This window comes from Spirillospora sp. NPDC046719 (genome assembly GCF_040645715.1).
In the GTDB taxonomy this organism is placed as follows: domain Bacteria; phylum Actinomycetota; class Actinomycetes; order Streptosporangiales; family Streptosporangiaceae; genus Spirillospora.
This window is the reverse complement of sequence record NZ_JBEYYT010000630.1, coordinates 1-4,271: the sequence shown is the minus strand read 5'-3', so window position 1 is coordinate 4,271 and position 4,271 is coordinate 1. Positions and strand designations below refer to the sequence as shown.

Here is a 4,271-nt window from a genome sequence, read left to right as displayed (position 1 = left end):
CCCGTCGCGGTCGGCGTCGGCTCGCCGCTGTGCGGGGACGCGCCGCGCGGCGGCGACCTCGCCGCGCTGCGCCGCCGCGCCCGCGCGTTCCTCGCCGTCACGGCCGCGCCGGAGGGGCCCGCATGACCCGGGTGGACGTCCTCACCGCCGGGGAGACGATGATGGCGCTGCGCGCCACCGGCCCGGTGCGGCTCGGCTCCGGCTTCACCACGAGCATCGCCGGGGCCGAGAGCAACGTCGCGATCGGCCTCGCCCGCCTCGGCCGCACCGCCGCCTGGGCCGGACGGGTCGGCTCCGACGAGGCCGGGCACCTCGTCACCCGCACGCTGCGCGCCGAGGGCGTCGACGTCTCGGCCGTCCGCCGCGACGGCGACGCGCCCACCGGCCTGATCATGTTCGAGCAGCGGCTGCCGGACGTCACCCGCGTCCAGTACCTGCGCGCCGGGTCCGCCGGGTCCCGGCTGTGCGCGGAGGACGTCGAGGCGCTGCCGTTCGAGCCGCGGATCGTGCACGTCACCGGGATCACCCCGGCGCTCAGCGCGTCCTGCAGGGACGCCGCGGCGGCGCTGTGCCGCCTCGCCCGCTCCCGGCACGCGCGGATCAGCCTCGACCTCAACCACCGGCCGCGGCTGTGGAGCCAGGAGGCGGCCGCCGAGGCGCTCGCGCCGCTCGCCGCCGCCGCGGACCACGTCATCGCGTCCCCCGACGAGCTGACCCTGCTCGGCGACGGACCCCCGGACCGCATCGCCGCCCGGCTGCTGGACGGCGGCGCCAGCGAGGTCGTCGTCAAGAACGGCGACGAGGCCCGCTCGTACACCGCGGACGGCGCGCGCGCCGTGCCCGCTCACCGCGTCGACCCCGTCGACTCGATCGGCGCGGGGGACGGGTTCGTCGCCGGGTACCTGTCCGGCCTGCTGGACGGCCTGGACGCCGAGGCCCGGCTCCGCCGCGCCCACACGGTCGGCGCGTTCGCGGTCCTGAGCCGCGGCGACTGGGAGGGCCTGCCCCACCGCGACGAACTCGGTCTCATCGGCCTCCCCGAAGGAGCCGCACTGCGATGACCTGGACCGTCCTGGAGAACACCGGCCCGTGGGAGCTCGGCGAAGGGCTGCGCGCCACGCCCGGCGGCTTCGTCGCCGTCGACCTCCTGGCCGGAAGGCTGTACCGCCTGGAGCCCACCACGCTCCTGGCCTCCGTGCCGTTCCCTCTGGGCGCCGTCGCCCCGATCCGGGACTCGGACGGCTGGATCGCCGCCGCCGACACCGGCATCGCCGTCCTGAACGGTGACGGCACCGTCGACTGGCTGGCGCGCCCCGAGGACGGCGCGCCCACGCCGATGCGCATGAACGACGGCGCGACCGACCCGTCCGGACGGTTCTGGGCGGGCTCGATGGCCTTCGACGGAACGCCCGGCGCGGGCTCGCTGTACCGGGTGGACGACGACGGCACCGTCCACACCGCCATGGACGGCCTGACCGTCCCCAACGGCCCGGCCTTCACTCCGGACGGCCGCGTCATGTACCTCGCCGACAGCGCCCGAGGCGTCATCTACCGCGTCGCCGTGGACCCGTCGTCCGGGGAGCCGGGCGAGCGCGAGGTCTTCGCGCGCGTGCCGGACGGATCACCTGACGGTATGGCCGTCGACACCGAGGGATGCCTGTGGTCGGCGGTCTGGGGCGCGTCCGCCGTGCACCGCTACGCCCCGTCCGGCGACCTGCTGACGGTGTTCCGGCTTCCCGCGAGCCAGCCGACCAGCGTGTGCCTTTCCCTCGCACCACCGCACCGGGTGCTGGTGACCACCGCCACCCACGGCCTGGCCGCGCCCGGCCCCGCGGACGGCCGCGTCCTCGCCGCCGGGACGACCGCCGGCGGGTACCCGGTCGTCCCTTTCCGCCTCAGGCGTGCCGGGGCCGCCCGTTAGGCGATCGACGGGGCGCCGTGCGGGCGGAAACCCGGGAGCGGGCCGGAACGTCTCATGATCGACAACGTCCGCCGGCCGCGATACTGGAAACGATGACACAAGAGCCCCACGTCGAGGACGCCCCCGACGACGCACTGCCCGCCCTGCTCGTACAGCCGCCCTGGATGGGAGGGACGAAGGAACCGCCGGTCGTCCTCAGCCTGAAGGCGCCCCGGGAGCCGACCGTCGTCCGCTGGGCGCCCGGCCGGCGGGAGAAGTGGCTGAAGGCCCCGTACGAGTACTCGCAGAAACGCATGCCCGAGGACACCGACTGGGCCGAACTCGCCGGGTTCTTCGCCGGTGACCAGGCCCTGGACCTCTGGAAGCCGCGCGACTGGAGTTCCAGGTCGCGCTTCGAGCACCTCTACATGGGGCTCGTCATGCAGGCGCCCCTGGAGCTCGGCGAGAGGCTGCTCGCCGACGAACGCTACTGGGACGCCTTCGCCGACTTCTCGGTCGGCGCCGACCGCGGCGCGGTGGCGCGCCACGAGATGGCCGCCTACCCGCCGGCGCTGCACCAGGCGAAGAAGAAGAAATGGAGCGTGTACGCGCTCGAGCCCTTCCTGGACCACGCCGTCGCCCAGGCCATGATCAAGGACTTCGACGGCCGGGGGAGCGACCAGGCGCAGGACGCCTGGTACGACCTGCACGGGGTGGACGCCGTGAGGCTGACGATCCCGGACGCGCTGCGCAAGCCGGGGCCCAAGCGGGAGCGCGCCGAGGCGGCGCTGCGCTCGGTCGCGCGGCGCCACGGCCATGACCTCCTGGTGGAGGCCGCCGGGCACTACGGGGACGAGGCGGTGCAGGCGGTCTCCCGGCTGCGCACCGATCCGCTCGACATGTACCCCGACCCGCTGCCGGACCTGCCCGAGGGCTGGGATCCCGAACGGCTGCCGCGGATCCTGCTGCGCCTTCGCCGTCTGGCGGCGCTTCCCACGGCCGCGACCCGGAATCTCCTGACCATGCTGGCCATCTCGGAGCGCGACAAGCCGTACGCCGGCGTCCCCCTGGCCGTCGCGCCCCTCGACCCCGAATCGCTCGCCGAGTTCGCCTGGGCCCTCTACGAGGCCGACCGCCATCCCAAACTGTGGGCGTCGCCCGGCGTGCAGTACGCCCTGGCCGAGTGGGGCGACGACACCACCGCCGACCGGCTCGCGCCGATCGTCGCACGCTGGTCCCGGGCGTACGTGTGGGATTCGGGCGGCCAGTCCGCGCTCCGCCTGTTCGGCCGGCTCGGCACCGACTCCGCCCTCCGGCACCTGGACCGGCTCGCGAACAAGGCCGAGGACCAGAAGTGGATCGGGCGGTTCGCGCGGGACGCGCTGAAGCGCGCCGCCGAGCAGCGCGGGCTCACCCAGGAGCAGCTCGCCGACCGGCTCGTCCCGGACCTCGGCCTCGACGCCGACGGCTCCCTGACGCTCGACTACGGACCGCGCCGCTTCGTGGTGGGCTTCGACGAGGAGATCCGGCCCTTCGTCACCGACGAGAGCGGCAAGCCCCGCAAGACGCTGCCGAAGCCGGGTGTGAAGGACGACGGCGTCCTCGCCCCCGCCGCCTACAAGCGCTTCACCGACCTCAGGAAGGAGGCCCGCACCGTCGCCGCGGAGCAGGTGAAACGGCTGGAAGCGGCGATGGTGACCGGGCGGACCTGGACGGCCGGGGAGTTCGGCGCGCTGTTCGTCGCGCACCCGCTCATGCGCCACCTCGCCCGGCGGCTGGTGTGGTCCGCGGGGACGGACGCGTTCCGGGTGGCCGAGGACGGGACCCTCGCCGACGTCCGCGACGACGCGTACACGCTGCCCGGCGACGCCCGGGTCGCGCTGCCGCACCCGCTCCTCCTCGGCGAGGACGCCGTCCGGGACTGGGCCGCGATCTTCGCCGACTACGAGATCCTGCAGCCGTTCCCGCAGCTCGGCCGCCCCGTCCACGCCCTCGCGGAGGACGAGCGGGGGAGCGGCCGGCTGGCCCGCTTCGAGGGCGGCTCGGTCCACTTCGGCAGGATCCTCGGCCTGACGTCGCGCGGCTGGACGCTCGGCGAGAAGGAGACCGGCGGCTTCCGCCGGCAGGTGACGCTCCTGACGCCGGACGAACGGCACGTCATGGTCGCCTTCGAACCCGGCATCCGCGTCTTCGACCCCGAGGAGCACGCCGAGCAGCGCATCGACCGCGTCATGCTCCTGACGGGCCGCTACTCGGGCGAGCCCCTCGCGTTCGGCGATCTCGACCCGGTCACCGCCTCCGAGATCATCGCCGACCTGCACCGTCTGACGAGCTGAGCCCGCCGGAGGCCCCTGACCGCCGGGCGGTCAGG

At 74.8% G+C, this 4,271-nt stretch carries 3 protein-coding genes; all 3 read left to right on the top strand.

From position 1 onward, the window contains the following. Window positions 1-122 precede the first annotated feature (122 nt). Entirely contained in the window at window positions 123-1,061 is a 939-nt protein-coding gene (locus ABZ914_RS47585) for a sugar kinase (protein ID WP_500201236.1), read from the top strand. Further along, window positions 1,058-1,921 carry an SMP-30/gluconolactonase/LRE family protein gene (locus tag ABZ914_RS47580; RefSeq protein ID WP_500201235.1) on the top strand — a complete coding sequence of 288 codons (864 nt, stop codon included), beginning with the start codon at window positions 1,058-1,060 and terminating at the stop codon, window positions 1,919-1,921. Before ABZ914_RS47585 ends, ABZ914_RS47580 begins: the two co-directional genes overlap by 4 nt. A 92-nt stretch (window positions 1,922-2,013) precedes the next feature. After that, complete coding sequence (locus ABZ914_RS47575) at window positions 2,014-4,236, top strand: DUF4132 domain-containing protein (RefSeq protein ID WP_500201232.1); 2,223 nt, start codon at window positions 2,014-2,016, stop codon at window positions 4,234-4,236. Window positions 4,237-4,271: the final 35 nt, after the last annotated feature.